At 60.8% G+C, this 20,307-nt stretch carries 20 protein-coding genes; 11 read left to right on the top strand and 9 right to left on the bottom strand.

Annotated features, from left to right (window positions below; all coding sequences use genetic code 11):
* Positions 1-2: 2 nt before the first annotated feature.
* Complete coding sequence (gene hmgA / locus GIW79_RS05710; RefSeq protein ID WP_236453860.1) at positions 3-1,286, bottom strand: homogentisate 1,2-dioxygenase; 1,284 nt, start codon at positions 1,284-1,286, stop codon at positions 3-5.
* A 120-nt stretch (positions 1,287-1,406) separates the two neighbouring features.
* Between hmgA and GIW79_RS05705 the strand changes: the two genes are divergently transcribed.
* Positions 1,407-2,186: an IclR family transcriptional regulator gene (locus tag GIW79_RS05705; RefSeq protein WP_054897733.1), complete on the top strand. Its 780-nt coding sequence runs from the start codon at positions 1,407-1,409 to the stop codon at positions 2,184-2,186.
* A gap of 1 nt (position 2,187) precedes the next feature.
* Here the strand turns inward: GIW79_RS05705 and dacB are convergent, their stop codons facing one another.
* From dacB to GIW79_RS05675, 6 genes are all read right to left on the bottom strand, one after another.
* Complete coding sequence (gene dacB, locus GIW79_RS05700) at positions 2,188-3,645, bottom strand: D-alanyl-D-alanine carboxypeptidase/D-alanyl-D-alanine endopeptidase (RefSeq protein ID WP_236453863.1); 1,458 nt, start codon at positions 3,643-3,645, stop codon at positions 2,188-2,190.
* A gap of 169 nt (positions 3,646-3,814) precedes the next feature.
* The gene (locus tag GIW79_RS05695) at positions 3,815-6,229 is read right to left on the bottom strand and encodes a TonB-dependent siderophore receptor (RefSeq protein WP_236453866.1); all 2,415 of its coding nucleotides are present in this window, start codon (positions 6,227-6,229) and stop codon (positions 3,815-3,817) included.
* Between the two features lie 83 nt (positions 6,230-6,312).
* Positions 6,313-6,618, bottom strand: a complete 306-nt coding sequence (locus tag GIW79_RS05690) for a GIY-YIG nuclease family protein (RefSeq protein ID WP_236453869.1) — start codon at positions 6,616-6,618, stop codon at positions 6,313-6,315.
* Positions 6,619-6,655: 37 nt separating this feature from the next.
* A complete protein-coding gene (locus GIW79_RS05685; protein ID WP_054897730.1) occupies positions 6,656-7,126 on the bottom strand; it encodes a nuclear transport factor 2 family protein in 471 nt (156 codons plus the stop codon).
* Between the two features lie 422 nt (positions 7,127-7,548).
* Positions 7,549-8,184 carry a response regulator transcription factor gene (locus GIW79_RS05680; RefSeq protein WP_034128686.1) on the bottom strand — a complete coding sequence of 212 codons (636 nt, stop codon included), beginning with the start codon at positions 8,182-8,184 and terminating at the stop codon, positions 7,549-7,551.
* A 196-nt stretch (positions 8,185-8,380) separates the two neighbouring features.
* Positions 8,381-9,199, bottom strand: a complete 819-nt coding sequence (locus GIW79_RS05675) for a response regulator (RefSeq protein ID WP_089041344.1) — start codon at positions 9,197-9,199, stop codon at positions 8,381-8,383.
* 270 nt (positions 9,200-9,469) lie between these two features.
* Between GIW79_RS05675 and GIW79_RS05670 the strand changes: the two genes are divergently transcribed.
* From GIW79_RS05670 to GIW79_RS05635, 8 genes are all read left to right on the top strand, one after another.
* On the top strand, positions 9,470-10,225 hold the full coding sequence (locus tag GIW79_RS05670) for a DUF1120 domain-containing protein (RefSeq protein ID WP_329605950.1): 756 nt from the start codon (positions 9,470-9,472) through the stop codon (positions 10,223-10,225).
* 34 nt (positions 10,226-10,259) lie between these two features.
* Positions 10,260-10,874, top strand: coding sequence for a DUF1120 domain-containing protein (locus GIW79_RS05665; protein ID WP_186527863.1), 615 nt, complete (start codon positions 10,260-10,262; stop codon positions 10,872-10,874).
* Positions 10,875-10,886: 12 nt separating this feature from the next.
* Complete coding sequence (locus GIW79_RS05660; RefSeq protein ID WP_054921063.1) at positions 10,887-11,510, top strand: DUF1120 domain-containing protein; 624 nt, start codon at positions 10,887-10,889, stop codon at positions 11,508-11,510.
* An 80-nt stretch (positions 11,511-11,590) separates the two neighbouring features.
* Positions 11,591-12,220 carry a DUF1120 domain-containing protein gene (locus tag GIW79_RS05655; protein WP_054921061.1) on the top strand — a complete coding sequence of 210 codons (630 nt, stop codon included), beginning with the start codon at positions 11,591-11,593 and terminating at the stop codon, positions 12,218-12,220.
* 31 nt (positions 12,221-12,251) lie between these two features.
* Complete coding sequence (locus GIW79_RS05650) at positions 12,252-12,956, top strand: fimbria/pilus chaperone family protein (RefSeq protein WP_034128691.1); 705 nt, start codon at positions 12,252-12,254, stop codon at positions 12,954-12,956.
* Positions 12,957-13,094: 138 nt separating this feature from the next.
* Complete coding sequence (locus GIW79_RS05645; protein ID WP_268934298.1) at positions 13,095-15,509, top strand: fimbria/pilus outer membrane usher protein; 2,415 nt, start codon at positions 13,095-13,097, stop codon at positions 15,507-15,509.
* An 11-nt stretch (positions 15,510-15,520) separates the two neighbouring features.
* Complete coding sequence (locus GIW79_RS05640) at positions 15,521-16,660, top strand: DUF1120 domain-containing protein (protein ID WP_236453875.1); 1,140 nt, start codon at positions 15,521-15,523, stop codon at positions 16,658-16,660.
* Positions 16,661-16,671: 11 nt separating this feature from the next.
* Positions 16,672-17,316 carry a DUF1120 domain-containing protein gene (locus tag GIW79_RS05635; protein WP_054897722.1) on the top strand — a complete coding sequence of 215 codons (645 nt, stop codon included), beginning with the start codon at positions 16,672-16,674 and terminating at the stop codon, positions 17,314-17,316.
* Here GIW79_RS05635 and GIW79_RS05630 read toward each other — a convergent pair.
* Positions 17,313-18,578, bottom strand: coding sequence for a CynX/NimT family MFS transporter (locus tag GIW79_RS05630; RefSeq protein WP_236453878.1), 1,266 nt, complete (start codon positions 18,576-18,578; stop codon positions 17,313-17,315). The two genes, GIW79_RS05635 and GIW79_RS05630, sit on opposite strands and share 4 nt — an antisense overlap.
* Positions 18,568-19,227 carry a FadR/GntR family transcriptional regulator gene (locus tag GIW79_RS05625; RefSeq protein WP_096143434.1) on the bottom strand — a complete coding sequence of 220 codons (660 nt, stop codon included), beginning with the start codon at positions 19,225-19,227 and terminating at the stop codon, positions 18,568-18,570. Before GIW79_RS05625 ends, GIW79_RS05630 begins: the two co-directional genes overlap by 11 nt.
* Before the next feature lie 159 nt (positions 19,228-19,386).
* On the opposite strand from GIW79_RS05625, the gene GIW79_RS05620 reads away from it, so the two are divergent.
* Positions 19,387-19,698 carry a type II toxin-antitoxin system MqsR family toxin gene (locus GIW79_RS05620; protein ID WP_054897719.1) on the top strand — a complete coding sequence of 104 codons (312 nt, stop codon included), beginning with the start codon at positions 19,387-19,389 and terminating at the stop codon, positions 19,696-19,698.
* Positions 19,695-20,183, top strand: coding sequence for a type II toxin-antitoxin system MqsA family antitoxin (locus tag GIW79_RS05615; protein ID WP_186527868.1), 489 nt, complete (start codon positions 19,695-19,697; stop codon positions 20,181-20,183). The genes GIW79_RS05620 and GIW79_RS05615 overlap by 4 nt, the downstream gene beginning before the upstream one ends.
* The last annotated feature ends 124 nt before the right edge of the window (positions 20,184-20,307 follow it).

Raw genomic sequence — 20,307 nt, 5'->3', positions numbered from 1 at the left:
GGTTATCTCCGGTTCGGGTTGAAGGTGGCGGGCAGCGAGGCCCAGCACGCGTCGTAAGCAGGTTGCAGTTGGGGGCACTCCAGGGCGAACTGGGTCGGACGCAGCACTTGGCTGGTCTCGAACATGAAGGCCATGGTGTTATCGATCTTGTGCGGCGCCAGGTCCACGTTGATGGCCTTGGTGCAAGTTTCGCCATCCGGGCCGTGGGCGCTCATACAACTGTGCAGCGACGCGCCGCCCGGCAGGAAGCCTTCGGCCTTGGCATCGTAGGCGCCCTGGATCAGGCCCATGTATTCGTTCATGAGGTTGCGATGGAACCACGGCGGCCGGAAGGTGTTCTCGGCCACCATCCAGCGCGGCGGGAAGATCACGAAGTCGAGGTTGGCCAGGCCGTGCACGCTGGTGGGCGAGGTCAGCACGGTGAAGATCGACGGATCCGGATGGTCAAAACTCACCGTGCCAATGGTGTTGAAGCGACGCAGGTCGTATTTGTACGGCACGTTATTACCGTGCCAGGCGACCACGTTGAGCGGTGAGTGATCCAGCTCGCAGGCCCACAGTTCGCCGAGGAATTTCTGTACCAGCGTGGTCGGTTGCTTGAGGTCTTCGTAACGGGCGACGGGCGTGAGGAAATCGCGCGGGTTAGCCAGGCCGTTGCTGCCAATCGGCCCCAGGTCAGGCAGGCGCAGCGGGGCGCCATGGTTTTCAGCGACGTAGCCGCGGGCTTGCGCGTCCAGCAGTTCGACACGGAACTTGAGGCCACGGGGCAGCACCACGATTTCCAGCGGCTCGACATCCAGCACGCCCAGTTCGGTGGCGATGCGCAAGCGGCCCTGCTCCGGCACGATCAGCAACTCGCCGTCGGCGTTGAAGAACACGCGCTCCATGGAACGATTGGCGCGGTAGTTATAAATGCTGATGCCCGAAGGTCTTTCCGACCCCGAGTTGGCAACCATGCCGACCAGTCCATCGATAAAGTCCGTGGGTTCACTCGGAATATCCAGCGGGTTCCAGCGCAGGCGGTTGGGCGTCACCGCCCCCAGCGGGCCACCGGCCAATTGCCGCGCAAGTTTGACGAACGCCGGGTGATTGGCGGACGGCTGGATGCGGTACAGCCAGGTGCGCCGGGCTTCGCTACGCGCCATGGTGAAGGCAGTGCCGGAAAACAGTTCGGTGTAGAGCCCGTAGGGGGCTTTTTGCGGCGAGTTCTGGCCGACCGGCAGCGCGCCAGGCAAGGCTTCGCTGGCGAATTCGTTGCCGAAACCCGACAGGTATTCGAGGTCCATGGATCTTCCTCTGTGCAGAAGTTGTTTTTATCGTAATCCAGTTACGCACAACGTAATTTGATCACTGTCGACCGTCAAGCTATAAAGACGCCCATTCATCTCTCGGATTCTCGCCCTTCCATGGAAAAGCCCCGCGACACCGGTAAACAGAAAGTCCGCTCGGCGGAAGTCGGCACCGATATTCTCAAGGCCCTGGCCGAACTGTCCCCGGCCACCTCGCTGTCACGCCTGGCCGAGCATGTGCAGATGCCAGCGAGCAAGGTCCACCGCTATTTGCAGGCGCTGATCGCCTCGGGTTTTGCCGAACAGAACAGCGCCACCAACCATTACGGCCTGGGCCGCGAAGCGTTGCGCGTGGGGCTGGCGGCGCTGGGCAGCATGGATGTGTTGAAAGTCGGCGCCATGCCCTTGGCCGAACTGCGCGATGAGTTGAATGAAACCTGCTTTCTGGCGGTGTGGGGCAACCAGGGCGCGACCGTGGTGCAGATTGAGCCGGCCGTGCGCGCCGTCACCGTGGTGACGCAGTTGGGCTCGGTGTTGCCGCTGCTCAGTTCGTCCACCGGGCTGGTGTTCAGCGCCTACTTGCCGTCGCGGGAAACCGTGGAGCTGCGCGAACGCGAGGTTCAAGCCGGCACCGCTCACACCTTGGCGGACGATCAGGCCTATGCCAGCGTGTGCGAGCAAATCCGCAGCCGCGGCCTGCACTTTGTACATGGCCTGCTGATGCCCGGCGTGGATGCGTTGTCGGCGCCGGTGTTCAATGCGGTCGGGCAAGTCGCGGCGGTGATGACCGTGGTCGGCCCAACCTCGCTGTTCCATGCCGATGAAGATGGCCCGGCGGCGCAGCACTTGCTGGCGGCGACCCGGGCCGTGAGTTGGCGGATGGGCTATCAGCCCTGAATCACTCGTCGCTGCGCGCCAGCGCCACGGCCACGCGATCCTCCAACGCCTTGACCTGCGCGCCGGCCACCACGTAGTTGTTGGTCAGCATCGAGAACACCAGCTTGCGCCCGCCGGCATCGGTGATGTACCCACTCAATGACGACACGCCGCCCATGGAGCCGGTCTTGGCGTGCAGGTTGTTTTGCGCCTGTGTGTCGCGCAAGCGATAGCGCAGGCTGCCGCCGGTCATGCGGTCGGTGTTGCCGGCAATCGGCAGCGCGTTGTACCAGGCGTCAAACCACGGCTGTTTGCTGGCGGCCAGCAGCAGGTCGGTGAGGGTTTGCGACGACACCAGGTTGCGCCGCGACAGGCCTGAGCCGTCGACCTGACTGAATGTGACGGTTTCCAGCCCCTGGCGCTTGAGGAACCCGGCCACCGCCACAGCGCCCGCCGCTGCCGTGCCGCTATTGGCCGTCTTGCGCCCCATGGCCTTGAGCAAGGCTTCAGACATATTGTTGTTCGAAAGCTTGAGCAGCGGTGTGATCAACGCCTGTAACGGCGCCGATTGGTGCTCGGCCAGCACCGTTACCGCCGTCGGGCTTGCCCCGCCCATCACCCGACGCCCCAGTACGGTGATGCCCTGTTGCGCCAGGGCTTGTTCAAACAGATTCGCGACCAGTTGCGTTGGCTCCCAGACGCTGACCAATTGCTGGCTCTGCTTTCCCGGCGCTACTGCGCCGCTGAGTTGCAACAGGTTGGTGCCGTGACGGCGATTGATTCCATAGCTGTTGCCCGGTCCGCTCATGGCATGGTTGCTCAGTTGCAGGTAATCAGTAGGCGGGAAAATATCGACACTCACCGGCGAGCCGTTCCGCAATGGCGCCTTGGCCGTAACCAGTACGCTGCCCGCATCAAAATCCGCATTGGGCGCCACGGTCAGCGCCGAAATCTGCGCGCCGTAGTAGGTGGTTTCATCGTCATGGGACCAATCCACCCCCAATCGCTCGGCATCGAACCAGGTGTCGTCGAACACCAGATCGCCCTGCACCTGGCGCACGCCCTGGCTGGCCAATTGCGCGGCCAGCGCCTGGTAGTCGGCAAACTGAATGCTCGGGTCGCCCAGGCCACGCAGGTACAGGTTGCCGGTCAGGCGGTCGCCCTGGCGTATGCCGTTGCTCAGCAGTTGGGTGGCGAAGCGGTATTGCGGCCCTAGCACATCCATGGCCGCCGCCGTGGTCAACAGCTTGAGGTTGGACGCGGGCACCAGCCGGGTGCGTGGGTTGTGCTGATACAGCGTGGAGCCCGTGCGGGCGTCACGTACCATCAGCGAGACCGTAGCACCTTGCAGCGCCGGATCGCTCAGCAGTTTATCCAGGGTTGCCGGAGTGGAAGTTTGGGAGACGCTGGCGCAGCCGCCCAGTAAAAAACTCAAACCGACCAGCAGGGTGCCGGTGCGTAGCCATTTTCCAAAGTACATCAGTAGCGTTTTCCATAAGCATGCAATGGCGGCAACGCTAACAGCTCGCTATCAATGTGGCGACCGCTTTCCTGTAGGATCTGGCTTGCCTGCGATGCAGACAACTCGGTGTATCAGGTAAACCCAGTCGATGCCATCGCAGGCAAGCCAGCTCCCACAGATAAATGAATCAGAAGGTCAAGGTACTGGACACCGACACCTGCCGCGCATCGCCCATGGACACAAACTGCGTATTCACCGAGGACGTGTAGTAGGTACGGTCGAACAGGTTTTTCACGTTGAGCTGGAACTTGACCTTCTGCCCCTCAAGCCTGGTGTCGTAGCTGGCGAACACATCAGCCACGGTGTAGCTGGGCAGTTCGAAACTGTTGGCCGCATCCCCTGCCCGCTCGCCGACATAACGCGCCCCGGCGCCGACGCGCAGTTGATCACCGCCCAGGATGCTGCCGAAGTCATACACCGCTGACAGCGAGCCGGTGCTTTTTGCCACGTTCTGCAGGCGGTTGCCTTTGAGCTTGGGGTCTTCGGTGACCTCGGCATCGGTGTAGGCATAGCTGCCGATCAGGCTCCACTTATCCGTCAGCTGGCCGCTGGCATCCAACTCCAGACCACGGGAGCGCACTTTGCCGGCCACGCTGTACTCCGAGGTCAGGCCCTCGCCTACCTGCACCAACACGTTGCGTTTATCGATGGTGAACAACGCTGCTCTGGCGGTGATACGCCCCGGCAGGTCGAACTTGGTACCCAGCTCCCAGGCTTTGGATTCCTCCGGCTGCAAACTGCCATTCAACACGGTTTTATTGGCCAGTGGCGCGATGGTGGAGTTGGGTTTGAACGACTCGGTGTAGCTGCCGTAGAACGACAATTCGTCACTGTAGCGATACACCAACCCGGCCCGAGGCACCCACTTCTGGCCATTGCCGTCGGTGTTGGCGGTGAACGGCACGCCTTTGCCGGCGTATTGGTCGTACATCTGGTAGCGCGCACCGCCGACCAGAATCCATTGATCGTTGAGGTGGATGGCATCCTGGAAGAACAGCGAATCGCTGCGCAAAAGATCGGTCTGGTTGCTGTCCGGCGCGCTGACTTTGGAACCGGCGACTTCGTTGCCGTATACCGGGTTGGTGTAATCAAAGCTGCCCCGCGGTGCCTGGCGGATCAGGTCGGCACGGTAGATCTTGCGGTACTCATCGTCCAGGCCGAACACCAAGTCGTGCTGCATACCCGCGACATCTACCTTGCCTTCGAGGCTGGCGGTGGCGAAGCGGTCGGTGGTCAGTGCGCCCTGAGTGCCGTCCATGCTGCGGGTCAGGGTGCCGTTGGTGTTGACCTTGACCACGCGCACCTGGCTGGCGTCGTAGGTCTCGCGGTTCCAGCTGTAACCGAAGTGGGCTTTCCAGTCGTCGTTGAGATCATGATCGACAGTCAGGCGGTACAGATCGGAGCGGCCTTCCATGTTGTTGAACGGCTCGTCCAGACGGCGAGTGGCGGGGATGTTCAACGGATGGTTGGTCTTGGGATCGATGGCGGTGCCACGGTCGAACGGCGCGAGAAATTCGCGGTGCTCATAAGCCAGCAGCACTTGGGTGGTGTCGCCATACCAGGCCAGGGACGGCGCCACCAGGGTTTCGCGGTGGGTGCCGTAGTTGCGCCAGTAATCTTCGTCTTCATGGTCGAGGATCAGGCGATAAGCCAGGCCGCTGTCACCCAGGGGCCCGGTGGTGTCGAGGTTGCCGCCGCTGCCGTTCTTGCCGCTGCCGAAGGTCGAACCGCGTGCGGTCAGGGCGGTGGACTGCACCAGCTCAGGCTTTTTGCTGACGATATTGACTACACCGCCTGGGTCCTGGATGCCATACAACAGCGACGACGGGCCCTTGAGCACTTCGACGCGCTCGGCTGTCGCGTTCAAGGCACGGCCCTGCACCATTGGCATACCGTCCTTCATGATCGAGCCGTTACGGTTGTCGCCAAAGCCGCGCAACATCACCGCGTCCTGGGTGCTGCCGAGGGTGTTTGTCTGGGTGATACCGCTGATATTGCCCAGCGCGTCATCCAGGTTGCGCGGTTGCTGGTCGCGCAGCACTTGAGCAGGCACTACGTTGACGGTTTGTGGGGTTTCCAACAGCAACCCATGGGAGCGCATTACCGAGCTGGTCGGCGGCGGTTGGTAGCTGGTGCTGTCCTGAGTGAGGTTGGCGCCGCTGATGGTGGTAGCGCCGAGGTTGACCGCGCCGTCGGTTGGCACCGGCTCCAGCGCCAGGGTGCGGGCATCGATCTGGCGGAACGTGAAGCCGGATCGGCTCAGCAGGCGTTGCAGCGCCTGCTGAGCCGTCATCGGCCCGCTGACTGCCGGGGCATTGAGGCCGTAGGGCGCTTCATCGGTATAGATCACGCTGATGCCGGTGACCCGGCTGAACTCGCTCAGGGCCTGGGGCAGTGGTTTGGCTGCCAGGGCAAAATTGAACTGGGCGCTCTGCTGCTCCTGCGCACGCGCAACGCTCAAGGGCAGCAACGCCAGCCCCGACACTGCCAAGACCGAAGCTCCCAGCCACTGTTTTACCCATCCGCCCGCCGTCGACTTCATGCTCTGAGAACCCGTGTTGAAAACGCTGTTAATGCGAATAGATCGCAGTTTCAAGCACTACACGGATGGGGCGCAGGTTTACCTCACATGGGTTCGCAACTATTTTTGTGTATGCCGCCCTCGAGGCCACTCGCGGCCAGGCACTCCTTGACACTCTTCTTCAATTTCTTGATCAAGCGCTCCTGACGCAGCGCCTCGCCCTTGCTCGCACATTGCTCGGTATAGACCAAGGCCACGGCAGGGCTGGACAGAAAAAACCGTGCGCCCTTGCCGCTTTGGTGCGAGGCAAACCGGCGCACGGGGTCATTGCTGATACCGCAGTACAGCGAGCCATTGGCGGCACGCACCAGGTAGACGAACCAGGGTTTGGGTTCAGAGGGATCAGTCACAAGTCGATGTCGGCAAACCAGAAGAGCGCCAAGCTTATCAACGCCCGGCCTGAAATGCCTTCAAGCCTTTGAGCGCCTGGGCACGTACCGCGTTTTTCAGCGCGGGCGACCAACCCAGCAACAGGCCCTTGAGGCCCAACGCCTGGCGCGACCAACGCCACAGGTCGAAGTGGTCGTGGTGTTCACAGATCTTGCCGTCACGGAACACGAACCGCGCACCGATATCGTTGACCACGGTATTGCCGGTGGCGCTGAACAAATACGTCGCCACCCAATGGGCACTGCCGGTGCTGTCATCGCTGCGCACATGGTCGAACGTCAGGGAAAAATCCTTGGCCCGCGTGGTAAGCATGCGCCACATATCACCGGCGTCTCGCCCGCGCAGTTCGCCGAAAGCCGGGTCGCTGAAGACCACATCGTCGGTGTAGCAAGCGGCCATGGCCTCGGCGTCAAGGCGCTGAAAGGCCTCATAGAAGCGGTGGATCAGAGCATCGTGGGCAGCACTCATGGGCAGGTTCCGCAGCAATTATTGTCAGGCCTGCACGATAATCCGCACAGGCCGCGAAGACCATGGGCATTCATGACAAAAATAGCGCTGCCGTCGATCTGGATCTCTTCAGCGGTCGGCAGTGCGGACTTGAACACTAGCCGCGCGGCCTTGACGGCTATCAATGCAGGCGCGTTGCAACTGACCTCCGGCAGGGTTGCATCACTTACGGTCGATCAACCAGCGGTTACGCGGGCACAAGCAAGTACATCGCACAATGGGTATTTCGTCTCAACTAATTTGACCGGAATTTTAAACAACCCTCAACTAATGCCAGCAGGCGCTAACAACAATTTAGAGCACTTAGCGCACCAGCCCCATACAATTAATACGAATCCTGCACTTGGCCTTTAGTTAAACCACTGTCATAAAACTGCAACTTTCTAAGGCACCATTCCCGATGCACGCGCATAGGCGAACAGTTCAACATCGGTAGAGATACTCAGCCGCTGCATCGCTGTACTTTTCTGTTTGCTGATAGTGGAAATACTCCGGTGGACCTTGGCCGCGATCTGGCTGACAGTCATGCCGCTGGCCAACATACGCACCACCTCGCTCTCCTTGCCGGACAACTGCGGCTCATGGGACTGATTGCCTGTCCCCGCCTCCACCAGTTGCACCCGCAGGCATTCACTGGCGAAGGTCTGGCCGGCGCACACGGCTTTGATCGCCAGGGGCAACTCCTTGGCAGAGGCACTTTTGGCGACCACTGCCTTGGCACCATGGGCGAAGGAGGCACGCAGGGTGGCAACGTTGGCGAACATCGTCACCAGGATCACTGGCACGTTCGGGTACTGACGACGCAACAGGCTCAACAGGCTGTAGCCATCAGCTTGCTGACCGCCCGGCATGGCAAAATCGGTGACCAGCACATCACATGCCGTAGTACTCAACACCCCGAGTAATTGATCGGGGCCGTCGGCTTCGCCGACCACCTTGCACTTGCCATTCGCCTCAATCACGACTCTCTGCCCGACTCGAACAATAGGGTGATCGTCAGCAATAATTACTCGAAGCATAGATACCTACGAATGGTGGCAACTTGAATCCGCGCAAAATACCTCTGTCAGCGCTCATCAACAACTACTAACAAAGACCCACTTGCAGCCGAAGCCAATGTTTAGTAGCGGCTATTTTTTGGACTACAACATAATAGGAAACCACCTACAGCAAAAACTAGACTTCCAAATAACTTAAACCCTCTGTAAACACCTTTCACAGAGTGGACAGATAATCCAGATAGGTGCGCAAGCGTGCCTGGAACGATGTCAACTCCGCCTGGTGCGCAGACACGCCATCGCGCTGAACCTGCTCGATCAACCTCACGGCACAGGACTCAAGCCCTGTTCCTCCTATAAATACCAGGCTACCCGTCAATCGATGCAGGCGTTCGGCGGTCAATGATGCGTTCAATGCGGCACAGGCACGGCCCAACAGGTCGTGATCTTGCCAAGCCTCGACCAGCAGATTTTCCAACAGTTGATTGACCACCTGTTCACTGCCAAACGTCGCGACCAGGCTCGCGCGGGCGGGCCACCCCATAACCTTCGCAACAGGCTCCGCACCGATAGGCATGTGATCGGCACCCGGGAGCCATCGCGCCAAAACGGCACTTAATTGTTCCAGGGTCAGAGGCTTGAGCAGCCAGGCATCCATGCCCGCGTCGCGGCAGCGCTGGGGGCTGTCGTTTTGCAGGTCGGCGGTCAACGCGATGATCGGCACTCGCCTCAAGCCGACGTGGTGCTCATATTGGCGAATGGCGCGGGCCATGCTGTAACCGTCCATGACGGGCATCTGGCAATCAGTGATCACCAGGTCAAAGGGCCGACGAGCATAAGCCACTCGCCCGAGATACCCGTCGGTGACCAGCTCATGGTCCAACCCGAGTTTTCGCAGCAAGCAACCCAGCAATAGACGGTGGGCTGAATGATCCTCCGCCACCAGGACATGCAACTGCCGCCAGTGAGGCGGGGGAGTAACAGGCGATCTCGATTTGCGGCTCGCGCCTGCGGTTGAACCTGACAGCGAACCCATCAGTACCTCTTCGTAGCTATTGATACGGCAGCAACCTTCGGCACTGGCGCAATAGCCATAGAGGCCTACTTAGGCAGCAACGATCGCCACATTCCTTTGAATGCTATCGACGAAAAACCAATAACCTTTTGAATGGCTTAAAGCCGATACAACAACTACGAAAAAACGCGAACTCACCCTATTCGATCCACCCTGCCAATGTCGTATTAGTTGTATTTCCCCCGCGCACGCTCCTCGCTAAATTGTGCCCCACCCCAAAAGAGGGACGGCTTGCCACTCCCCGGCAGCCGCAAAAAATATCGAGACCATCGCACCGACAACCACCCGCCGACACCAGCGCGGGCGTTGCGTTGCACGCACCTCTATCTGCCAGCCTGCAATGGAAAAAACAGAAAAATGAAGAGCCCTGTAGCCCTATTGAGCAGTGTCCTGCTGCTCGCCATGAGTTCATCGGTATTCGCAGCCAGCAGCGTGGAACTGGCCGTCAAAGGGCTGATCACACCCAGCGCCTGTGCACCTAGCCTTTCAAGCGGCGGGATTGTCGACCACGGAAAAATTTCGGCCAAGGATTTGAGGCTGGATGGATGGACCGTGCTTAAAAGTCACAACCTGCAACTGGGCATCACGTGCGATGCGCCAACCCTGCTAGCCCTGAAGGGCATTGATAACGTTGGTGACGCCCACGATCCGAGGAACAGCTATGGCCTGGGCTTGGTCAGCGGAAAAAAATTAGGCAGTTTCTCCCTGACCTTAAGCAATCCAATCGCCGATGGCGCAGCGATCTCCATGATTGAGTCCTCGGATAACGGCCTCACCTGGCGGGCAAGTTTCCCAGGTGACATGTGGCCAGCCTCCTACCTCGCTTCGTTTGGCGACAACACCACCGGCAGGTGGGCACCCACCCCGGTCCAGCAGGTGTTGGCGGACCTCATGGTGGCAACCATCATCGCGCCGACAGCAGGAATGGATCTGACCACAGAGGTTCCAATCAACGGGTCCGCCACGCTTGAAGTCAAATACCTATAACGCCTCTGCCCCATGCCCAAGGAGATTCACTGACATGAATGTTTTTGCATCCGGCCTGATAGGCGCCTTGCTCCTCAGCCCGACAGCATTCGCCGCCAGCAACACAGACTTGCTCGTGCGCGGCAGCATCACCCCCAGCGCTTGCTCACCAGTCATCTCCGGCGGCGGGACTGTGGACTTCGGCAAGGTGTCGGTCAAGGACCTCAACACCGACACCTACACCGATCTGCCCAGAGAAACCATGCTGTTGAGTGTGCGCTGCGACGGGCCGACGTACTTCACCCTCAACACCATCGACAACCGTTCAGGCACCGCCGCCAGCCACTTCAGCTGGCATGGGCTGGGCACCACACCCAGCGATGAAAAAGTCGGCGATGCCGGGCTGGGTCTCTATTTGCCCGTGGCCGACGGCGTCTCCGTGCGCACCATCACCTCAAGGGATGGCGGCGTGACCTGGATGCCTTCGGTGATGCTCAGCCATACCTTGCTGACGGCGATCGCCCACAGCGACGACGTGATACCGATTGCAGTTCAGGAACTGGACGCCGAGATCCGCCTGATCACCCACATCGCACCTGCCAACAACCTGACGTTGACCGACGAAGTCCCTATCGACGGTCACGCCACCGTACAAGTCAATTACCTTTAAGGAGTCCCTACGATGAAAACCCGATTGACCACCCTGGCCGCCGGCGTATTGCTGCTCGGCTCGGCGACAACCTTCGCTGCATCGTCCGTTGACCTGACCGTCAAGGGGCTGATCGTGCCCAGCGCTTGCACACCCAGCTTGTCCGGTGGTGGCGTGGTCGACCACGGCAAGATTTCCGCCAAGGATCTGAATCTGGACGACGCAACATATCTGGATAAACGCACCCTGACGATGACGGTCAACTGTGACGCTCCGATTCAGTTTGCCCTGCACCCGATTGATAATCGGGCAAGTTCCAGCATGAGCAGCTCGTACTTTGGCCTGGGTTTTATCAACGATACCCAGAAACTGGGTTACTACTTCCTCACCTTGAGCAACCCGGTCGCCGATGATGGCGTTGTAGTGCAGACGATCGGTTCCACTGACCAGGGCCAGACCTGGTTCAAAGAGAAGTTCCTGGACCCAGGCCTGTACATGTCAGTTGCCTCAATGGAGGACCTTACCCTGCCCCTGGCGGTCAAGGACTTGAGCGTTGATGTGGGTGTAAGCACTGCAATTCACCGCGCCGACGGCCTGGACCTGAGCAACGAAGTGACCATCGACGGCTCCGCCACCCTTGAAGTGAAGTACCTCTGACCCATGGCGCCCCATGCCCTTACCCTTGAAGGGCATGGGCTTCGCCGTGGGCTGTGCTCACCCGTGCCAGTGATGAATCGATGACTATGTTCACCCGTTTCTTTACCGTGCTGTTGTTATCCCTGTGCGCTGCGGCCAAGGCCAGTGCGGGCAGCGCTGCCGAGCTTACGGTAACCGGTCGTGTGACACCGGATGCCTGCTATATCGAGCTGTCGGATGAAGGCTTTGTCGACCACGGAAAGATCCCCGCACACACCCTCCTTGTCGACGAATTCACCGTGCTGCCCAGCCGGCAACTCGAACTGCAGGTGCAATGCGCCAGGCCCATGCTGTTTGCGCTGGTGGGTATCGACAATCGTGCGGAGTCTTCCCTGGCACCGGATTTTTTCTATGGGCTGGGCAGAAACATCCATGCACCGGACGAACGCCTCGGCTCCGTGGCGTTGTCGTACCGCAACCCAGTGGGGGACTCACAGGCCATGCAAGTCCTGGCCTCCACCAACAGCGGCGAAAGCTGGACGCCCGAGCCCAATGGCTATCCACGATCCTATATGGCATTTGCTCCGACGGGCGACCGTCAGCCCGACTTCATCAGCCAGTTGAGGGTCCAGCTTCAAGTGGACACCGCCATCAACTTTTCGCAGTACCTGACCCTGAATCAGGAAGTGCCCCTCGACGGCTCCATCGTTCTGGATTTGCGTTACCTCTGACCCACTCATTTCGCCTAATGGAAAACCCATCATGACGATGACATGCTCAAACACCGCGTTCGGCCTTATTGCCCTGCTGCTGATATTCGGCAACCAAGCAAAGGCTGACGGCATGGTCCCGGACACATCCGTGGTGATCGTCCACGAGGCCGATGGTGAAGCTTCCGTTTCGGTGACCAACTCCGACAGCCAGCTCTCGTTGTTGCATGTGACCTTGCAGGACATTCCGGAAGACACCGAACCCCTGCTGGTGGTGACGCCGCCGCTGTCTCGAGTCGAAGCGTCCAAATCCCAGTTGGTGCGCTTTATTCTGCAAAACCAAAAACCGTTGCTCACCCAGCGGCTCAAACGCGCCGTGTTCGAAGGCATGCCCCAGGGCCGCGCAGCCACTGCCGCCGGTCATGCCCGCGTGGGCGTGACCGTGCGCCAGAACCTGCCGGTGATTGTGCATCCCAAGGGCCTGGCACCCAATCGCAGCCCCTGGACCGGCCTGACATGGACCCTGCGCGACGGCCAATTGCAGGTGCGTAATGACACACCCTATGTGGTGCGCCTGGCCCAGGAGCTGCGGCTGTTGCCCGGCGACGGCAAGGCGATGCTGCCGCGCACCTACGTGCTGCCAGGTGAAGCCTTGAGCGTGCCTGCCAGCGGTGGCCAAGCCAAGACGGTGAGGCTACAACCGGCCACTGTGTACGGGTTTGCGGTCAAGGCCTACGACGCCCCCATCACCCTCTGACAGAAAACCACAGGCGTCGCCAAGACCGCCGCCTGGATAACGAAGTGACGGCTTATCGACCGTCACCAGAACGCCCAAAGCCCCGAACCCAATGAGGGCTGTGCGTTCACTAAGCGAGTACCTTGCGTGAAAACAGTATTGAGTTACCGTGACGGCGAAGCCGTGCCCATTCGTCCAGCCTTGCCGCTGGTGTTGCTGCTGTATGCGCTCATGCCGGACAAGGCGTGGGCCGACGACACCAGCCCCGCAGGCTTCGACGCCCAGACCTTGCATCAGCGCGGCATCGATCCACAGTTGGCCAGCCTGCTGCTGGCAACACCGCGCTTTGCCGCCGGCCGTCATAACGTCAACCTGCGGGTCAATGGCCTGCGCCGGGGACGCCTGGAGGTCAGTTTCGATCAACAGGGCAACCCCTGCCTGGACCGTGCGTTGCTGGACGCCGCCAACCTGGTGATACCCGCTGAACCCGTGGGTTGTGAGGATTTTCTCGTGCGGTATCCGCAAAGCCTGGTGGAACCGGACCCGTCGACACTGACGTTGGCACTGGTCGTGCCCACCGAAGCACTGCGCCCCGTGCAACAGGACATCTCGGGCTACCAGACCGGCGGGTTTGCCGGGATGCTCAACTACGACCTGAGCGGGTTCTACAACCGCTTTGGCGAAGACGCCAGCCGGTTTGGTTCAGCCAACACCGAAGTCGGCTTCAACGCCGGCGACTGGATCGTGCGCAGCCGCCAAGTGCAGACCTGGCAGGATGGCTTATCGCGCAGCACCCACTTGGAGGCCTATGCGCAACGGACCTTCGCCAGCCATCAGGCAGTGCTGCAGGCCGGGCAGATCAACCTCTATAACCCGGTGTTGTCTGGCGCACAGATCACCGGCGTCCAGGTGCTGACCGAGCACGCCCTTCAGGAGCAAGGCCAGAGCGCGCAAATCCAGGGGATCGCCAACAGCCCGGCACAGGTAGAGGTGCGCCAGAACGGCGCGCTGATTCACTCCACCGTGGTGCCTGCCGGGCCGTTTGTGCTGAACGATGTACGTCGCCTGAATACGCGCTCGGACGTCGAAGTCACGGTCAAGGAAAGTGTCGGCGGGGAACGACGTTTCACCGTACCCGCCGCCATGCTCGGTCTCGGCCTGCCTGCACCCGGCTATTCGGTCGCAGCGGGGCGCGTACGCAACGTCGGCGGGGCCGAGGCAGAGGCGCCGTGGGTGGTCAGCGCCGGTTGGACCGGGAACTTGCATCCGCAACTGACCCTGGGCAGTGGCGTGCTGGCGACCGGCGAGTATCGCTCGGCGGGCGCCAGCCTGGGCTGGCTGCCGTGGCTGGACAGTCAGATCCAGGTGTCCGCCCAATTGTCCAACACCCAGTCGTGGGAAAAAGTCTCGGGCGTGCAGACCGATCTTTCCTGGTCACAGCGCCTGAGCGAGCGATGGTCGTTCAGCGCCGCCAACTCCTGGCGCAGCAGCGGCTACCGCGAACTGGAGGAAAGCACCTACGAGCGCGACGGCAGTCAGCGCAACTCACGCTATCGCGACCAACAAAGCATCAACCTGGGGTGGTCACATCCGCAGTTGGGCGCATTCAGCGCCGGCGTTTCACGTTCGAGTACCTTCGAGGGCAACAGCAGCAGCCGCGCGCTGGCAGCGTGGGGCACGAGCATTGGCGCAGTCTCGTTATCGGCCAGTGCCGAGTGGCAGATGGGCGGACGCCAGCAACAGGACAACGCGGTCTACCTCACTGTCAGCGTGCCGTTGGGCGAAAGCCGCCGGCTGCGCAGTTGGGTGCGCAACTCCGGCGGCCAAAACCGTACCGGCCTGGGCCTGACCGAACAGATCGACGACCAACTGAGCTACCGCGTCAGCGCCGAACACGACAGCAGTGACCATCAGGTGGAAACCAGCGTGGGCGTTTCGGCATTGCCGCGCTATACCCAACTCGACTTGAGCTACAGCCGCTCCGATGCCGAGCGTTCGAGCTACCAGGGCGGCGCCCGCGGCGGTGTAGTCGTGCATGGCGACGGTATGACATTTACCCCCTACCCGGTGCGCGACACCTTCGCTCTGGTTTCCGTCGGCGACATGAGCGGCATCAAACTCAGCACCCCCAGTGGCCCGGTATGGACCGACTGGCAAGGCCAGGCCGTGGTGTCGCAGGTGGCCGCCTACGGGCGCAGCCCTGTGGAAGTGCAGACCCGCTCTCTACCGCGCAACGCCGACATCAACAATGGCCTGGCGGTGATCTCGGCCGGGCGTGGCGCAGTCGATCGGGTCGAGTTCGGCGTGGGCCTGACCCGCCGCATGCTGCTCACCGTCAGCGACGATCATGGAAACCCCATGCCGGTGGGAGCCTCCGTTACGACGAACACAGGTGAGTTCATCACCTTGGTGCAGGACGCCAGCCAGGTGTTCCTGCCCAATGTGCTGGACCAAGGAGCGCTGTGGATCACCACCTCCCAAGGCAACCGCTGTGAATTGCGCTACGAACTGCCGGCAAAAGCCGACCCCACGGTGTATTTCGAAACCGCACCTGCTCGTTGCCACACACCATGAGGACTACTGCCATGCACCCTGCAATCTGTTTGCGCTACGTGAGCCTGGGGTTATTGCTCGCGTTTGCCGGCACTGCTCAAGCCTTTGAGGAATGCCAATTCAACCTCAGCGAACCGCTGGTGGATTTGGGCTTGATGAGTCGCCTGGCGCAAAGCGACAGCGCGCCGCAACGCCTGCTCGGCGAGCGCCGTTTGAGCCTGACGTTCACCTGCCCCCAGGCCCAGGACCTGAGCCTGTTTTATCGCGGCACCGCCGCCTCCGCGCAACGTCTGCAATTCACTCCCAACGGCAGCTATGCCATAGAAGTCGGCAACGCCGTGCTCGACGGCCGGGCGGTGGAACTGGGCTTGTTGCCCGGCGCAGGCCAGGCGCCGGTGAGCAGCGCCAGCGTGCTGGAATGGCGGCCCGACCATGGCATCGCGCCGCTGCACCAGGGCACGGTATTGCAGGGGAAAACCCTGGCGTTGCAGTTGACTCTGCGCGCCTGGGCCGACCCGGCCGCCACCCAGGTGCGCGACGCCACCACCTGGGAAGTCAGCGGGATGATGTACCACAGCGCAAGCGGGCGTTACCGCGACCTCACGTTGCGCGCCCACTTCGCGCCGACCGCCTGCCAACCGACACTGTCGGACCAGGGCGTCGTGGACTACGGCACGCTGTACGCCAAGGATCTGAGTGCCACCCACGAAACACCGCTACCGACGCGCACCGTACGCCTGAGCGTGACCTGCGATGCTCCGGCCCGCTTCGGCCTGCGCATGAAAGACAATCGCGATGGCTCAGCCACCGGCGGCACCGATGAAACGGCCTATGGCCTGGACCTGGACGCCAGCAACAACAAAATCGGACGTTTCTACCTGACGGTCGACCCAGCGGAATTCAGCGCCGACAGCGTGTCCACGCTGTACCGCACCGACTCCACCAGCAATGGCGCAGCCTGGAGCAGTTCGACTGCGCGGCAGATCCCCATGGCTGCCAACAGCCTCATGGGCTTTACCGACAAGACCGGCGTGACTACGGGCCCGCTCGCCATACAGGTCCTGACCGGCACGATGCGCATCAAGACGTACCTGGCCCCCACCCAATCGCTGGATCTGCGCGATGTCGTGCGTATCAATGGGTCCGGCACCCTCGAAATCATTTACTTGTAGGAGTGCGTACCATGAAAATTCCTGCCCTTTGCAGCCTTCTATTATTGACCAGCACCCAGGCGGCGCTGGCGGCCTCGACGGTGGACCTCAGCGTCCAGGGGCTGGTCACGCCCGCCGCGTGCCTGCCGCAACTGTCAAACGGCGGCCTGATTGACTACGGCAAAATATCTCAACAAGACTTGAACCTGGAAACCCGCACCCGTCTTCCCGCCAAGACTCTGTTCTTCGGCATGGCGTGTACCGGCCCGGTACGTTATGCCCTGCGCATGCAAGACAACCGCGGCGACTCGACCCTGGTCGAAAGCGAGATTTACTACGGGCTGGGTTTCGACAGCAACGGCACGCCCCTGGGCGTCTACTCCATGACCTTCGATCCTCGGCAGACCCAGGCCAGCAACAACGGGCAGCTCTACGGCACCGAATCCACCACCGGGGGGCTGGCATGGCGCACGTCCAACCTCAACCCCATCGACATCGGTTCCAGGAGCTACCTGGGTTTTACGTCGATCGAGGGCAGCGTCAGCGGCCCCACCGCCATTGGCATAATAGGCAGCCACGTCACGGTGCAGACCGTGATCAATGCTCGCAAGAATCTGGACTTGAGCACGCAAACCCCGATTGACGGTTCGGCCACGCTGGAAGTGGTTTATCTCTAGACCTTCTCACAGGTGACGCGCACGTAGCGCGCACGTCCGGCGCCCAGGCCCGCCAAGATGGCGCCGAGGCCGATCACTGCGAAGATCCAGCCGATGGCCGTCCAGCCGCCGGTCCAGTCATGCACCACGCCCACAGCGAAAGGGCCAAGGGACGCCAGGGTATAACCGATCCCCTGGGCCATGCTCGACAGGTTGGCGGCTACGTGAGCGTCACGCGAGCGCAGCACAATCAAGGTCAGCGCCAGGCTGAAGGTACCGCCCTGCCCCAGACCGAGCAGAATCGCCCAACCCCACAAACCGTCCAGCGGCGCATACAGGCAGCCGAACAGGCCGCCGAGGGTCAGCAGCATCACCACCACGATCGCCAGGCGCTGGTCCTTGCCACGGGTAGCCAGCCATGGCGCGGCCAGGGAACTGAACAACTGCACAATGATCGAGCCGGACAACGCCAATCCCGCCTCTGTGGCACTCAGGCCACGGCCGATCAGGATCGACGGCAACCAGCCGAACACGATGTAGGCCAGGGACGATTGCAGGCCCATGTACAAGGTCACTTGCCAGGCCAACGGGTCACGCAGTAGCCCCTTCACACGGTAAGCGACGCGGTGTGCGCCGTGCTTCTGCCCGACTTGCGGCAACCAGAACAACGCCGCCAACAGCGCTGGCAGAATCCAGAACCCCAGACCAAGGGGCCAACTGTCGCCGAAGTAATGACTCAAGGGTACCGTGGCCCCTGCCGCCAATGCGGCGCCCAGGCACAGGGCCATGGTGTAGACGCCGGTCATGGCGCCCGCGCGTGCGGCGAAGTCGCGCTTGACGATACCCGGCAGCAATACGCCGATGATGCCAATGCTGGCGCCGGCGATCAGGCTGCCGGCAAACAGGCCCACTTCCCCGAATGAACTGCGCAGGATGATCCCGCCAGCCAGGGTCAGCAAGATGCCGAACACCACCCGCTCAGCCCCAAAGCGTCGGGCCAGGATCGGCGCCATGGGCGCGAACAGGCCCAGGCACAACACCGGCAGGGTGGTCAGTAAACCGGCTTGGGCCGCCGACAGGCCCAGGCTGCTGGAGACGTCGGCCAACAGCGGCGACAGGCTCGACAAGGCCGGGCGCAAGTTGAGCGCCACCAGGATCAGGCCCAGCAACAGCAACCAGGGCCGGCTCACCAGCGGGTGGTTGTGTTGCACCACGTCGTCATCGGCCTCGGCGTCAATCAACAACTCTTCAAGTTCGGGTGTGTGTTGGGTTTCAGGGTTCATTGATCAACTGCCGGCAGAGGGATTTGGCACGTTCGGGGTCTTGCTGTTCTACGGCGTCAAGCAGGGCAACGTGCAAGTCGAACACGGCCTGGCGACGCGGTGAAAGGTTCAGGGTCTGGCGCAACTGCGCGCCGACGATAGCGGAGAAATACTGATACAGCTCACTCAAGGCCGGGTTGTGTGCGGCGTCCACCAAGCGTTGGTGAAACGCCAGGTCGGCGCTGATATAGGCCTCGAGGTCGCCCTGATACAGCGCGGCGCTGGTATCCAGCGCTGTGCGCAATGCTCGCAGGTCACTTGCAGTACGGCGTTGAGCAGCAAGGCCGATGGCCTCCACTTCCAGAATCTGCCGCGTCTCCTGCGCCTGCCCCAGGGTGCAATGAGACAACGCACGCATCGTGCCCAACGGGTCGGTCATCGAGCGCAAATAACTGCCGTCGCCCTGGCGGATTTCGATCAACCCGGAGAATGCCAACACGCGCATGGCTTCACGCACGGTGTTACGGCTGATCCCCAGTTCGGCGCACAGTTCGGGCTCGGTGGGCAGGCGTTCGCCAACGGCCCACACACCCTCGGCAATACGCAGACGCAGTTGTTCCAGCGCCTGGTCAACCAGCGAGCGTTTGATCAGCGGGGCGATGTCTGTCATGGGTTTAACGCTTTCGTCCAATCATAGGATGAATTTTCCTACAGCCTATTAGGAGTCGCCTACAAAGGCAACGCACTAGGGTTTTTAGGCAGGGAAAGGAGCAGTATTTTCGATTGGTAAAATTACCCTCAGAGGGTAATTATTGGACTCAGGTGTCTTATGGAAAAGTACACACCTCATTACGATCTGGCCTTGATCAAGGCGCAAGTCATCCGGCTGGGCCACAGAGCCTTTACGGCAACTGCGCGGGAGAGCGCTCGTCAACTTGAATTGAGCATCGGCCAGATGCGGTTGGCGGTCTGCGCCCTTGAAACGCGAATGTTGTACAAATCAATGACAACCTATGCAGACCACCGGATATGGCAGGACGTCTATCTGATCAAGATGTACGGTACGGAGATTTACATCAAGGTGACTCACCGCCCAGGCGGCGAAGCTCCCGTAATCTCCTTCAAGGAGAAAACCTTATGAAAACCCAACAATGCGTGAATTGCGGAACCCATGATGGAATGCAGTATTTCGCAGGTCGCACCTTCACCATCAACACACGCGGCATGATGCGCGACATTCCAAACATCGCGGGCTGGGAATGCCAGGTTTGTAAGGAAATCGAATTCGATCATGACGATGACAGCGCAGAGCGTTATTCCGATGCCAGTGACCAATTATTGATTGATGGCAGAAAAGTCATCGCGGCTGAAATGAAGCGAATCCGTCGCAAACTGCAGCTCACTCAGAAGGAGGCAGTGAAGCTGTTGACTGTGCGCGGGCAAAACTCATTTTCTCGCTACGAAAGGGCTGAGGTTTTCCCTCCTGAACCATTGTTTACACTCATGCGCCTACTGGATAAGCATCCGCATCTGCTGGCCGAGATCGAGGCGCTCAATGTCGGAGAAGACCTCAATCGCCTGCTCATAGCAAAAGATGAGCAACAACGTGCGGCACAAGCATCCTGAACAGACCAACAGGCAAAAATAAACCCGGCACCAGGCTAATGCCAGTCAGTTAAGACAGAATCGGTAACTGTGGCGAGGGAGCTTGCTCCCGCTGGGGCGCGAAGCGGCCCCCAAAATGGGACTG

It is taken from the genome of Pseudomonas sp. PA-7-1E (genome assembly GCF_021605325.1).
In the GTDB taxonomy this organism is placed as follows: domain Bacteria; phylum Pseudomonadota; class Gammaproteobacteria; order Pseudomonadales; family Pseudomonadaceae; genus Aquipseudomonas; species Aquipseudomonas fluorescens_BV.
This window is presented reverse-complemented; position numbering and strand designations above follow the sequence as displayed.

Excerpts from the sequence above, each read along its gene's own strand:
- GIW79_RS05620 (WP_054897719.1), top strand. The coding sequence starts at position 19,387 with ATGGAAAAGTACACACCTCATTACGATCTGGCCTTGATCAAGGCGCAA.
- dacB (WP_236453863.1), bottom strand. The coding sequence starts at position 3,645 with ATGTACTTTGGAAAATGGCTACGCACCGGCACCCTGCTGGTCGGTTTG.
- GIW79_RS05650 (WP_034128691.1), top strand. The coding sequence starts at position 12,252 with ATGACGATGACATGCTCAAACACCGCGTTCGGCCTTATTGCCCTGCTG.
- hmgA (WP_236453860.1), bottom strand. The coding sequence starts at position 1,286 with ATGGACCTCGAATACCTGTCGGGTTTCGGCAACGAATTCGCCAGCGAA.
- GIW79_RS05625 (WP_096143434.1), bottom strand. The coding sequence starts at position 19,227 with ATGACAGACATCGCCCCGCTGATCAAACGCTCGCTGGTTGACCAGGCG.
- GIW79_RS05695 (WP_236453866.1), bottom strand. The coding sequence starts at position 6,229 with ATGAAGTCGACGGCGGGCGGATGGGTAAAACAGTGGCTGGGAGCTTCG.
- GIW79_RS05685 (WP_054897730.1), bottom strand. The coding sequence starts at position 7,126 with ATGAGTGCTGCCCACGATGCTCTGATCCACCGCTTCTATGAGGCCTTT.
- GIW79_RS05705 (WP_054897733.1), top strand. The coding sequence starts at position 1,407 with ATGGAAAAGCCCCGCGACACCGGTAAACAGAAAGTCCGCTCGGCGGAA.
- GIW79_RS05635 (WP_054897722.1), top strand. The coding sequence starts at position 16,672 with ATGAAAATTCCTGCCCTTTGCAGCCTTCTATTATTGACCAGCACCCAG.
- GIW79_RS05655 (WP_054921061.1), top strand. The coding sequence starts at position 11,591 with ATGACTATGTTCACCCGTTTCTTTACCGTGCTGTTGTTATCCCTGTGC.
- GIW79_RS05630 (WP_236453878.1), bottom strand. The coding sequence starts at position 18,578 with ATGAACCCTGAAACCCAACACACACCCGAACTTGAAGAGTTGTTGATT.
- GIW79_RS05640 (WP_236453875.1), top strand. The coding sequence starts at position 15,521 with ATGCACCCTGCAATCTGTTTGCGCTACGTGAGCCTGGGGTTATTGCTC.
- GIW79_RS05680 (WP_034128686.1), bottom strand. The coding sequence starts at position 8,184 with ATGCTTCGAGTAATTATTGCTGACGATCACCCTATTGTTCGAGTCGGG.
- GIW79_RS05665 (WP_186527863.1), top strand. The coding sequence starts at position 10,260 with ATGAATGTTTTTGCATCCGGCCTGATAGGCGCCTTGCTCCTCAGCCCG.
- GIW79_RS05675 (WP_089041344.1), bottom strand. The coding sequence starts at position 9,199 with ATGGGTTCGCTGTCAGGTTCAACCGCAGGCGCGAGCCGCAAATCGAGA.
- GIW79_RS05660 (WP_054921063.1), top strand. The coding sequence starts at position 10,887 with ATGAAAACCCGATTGACCACCCTGGCCGCCGGCGTATTGCTGCTCGGC.
- GIW79_RS05615 (WP_186527868.1), top strand. The coding sequence starts at position 19,695 with ATGAAAACCCAACAATGCGTGAATTGCGGAACCCATGATGGAATGCAG.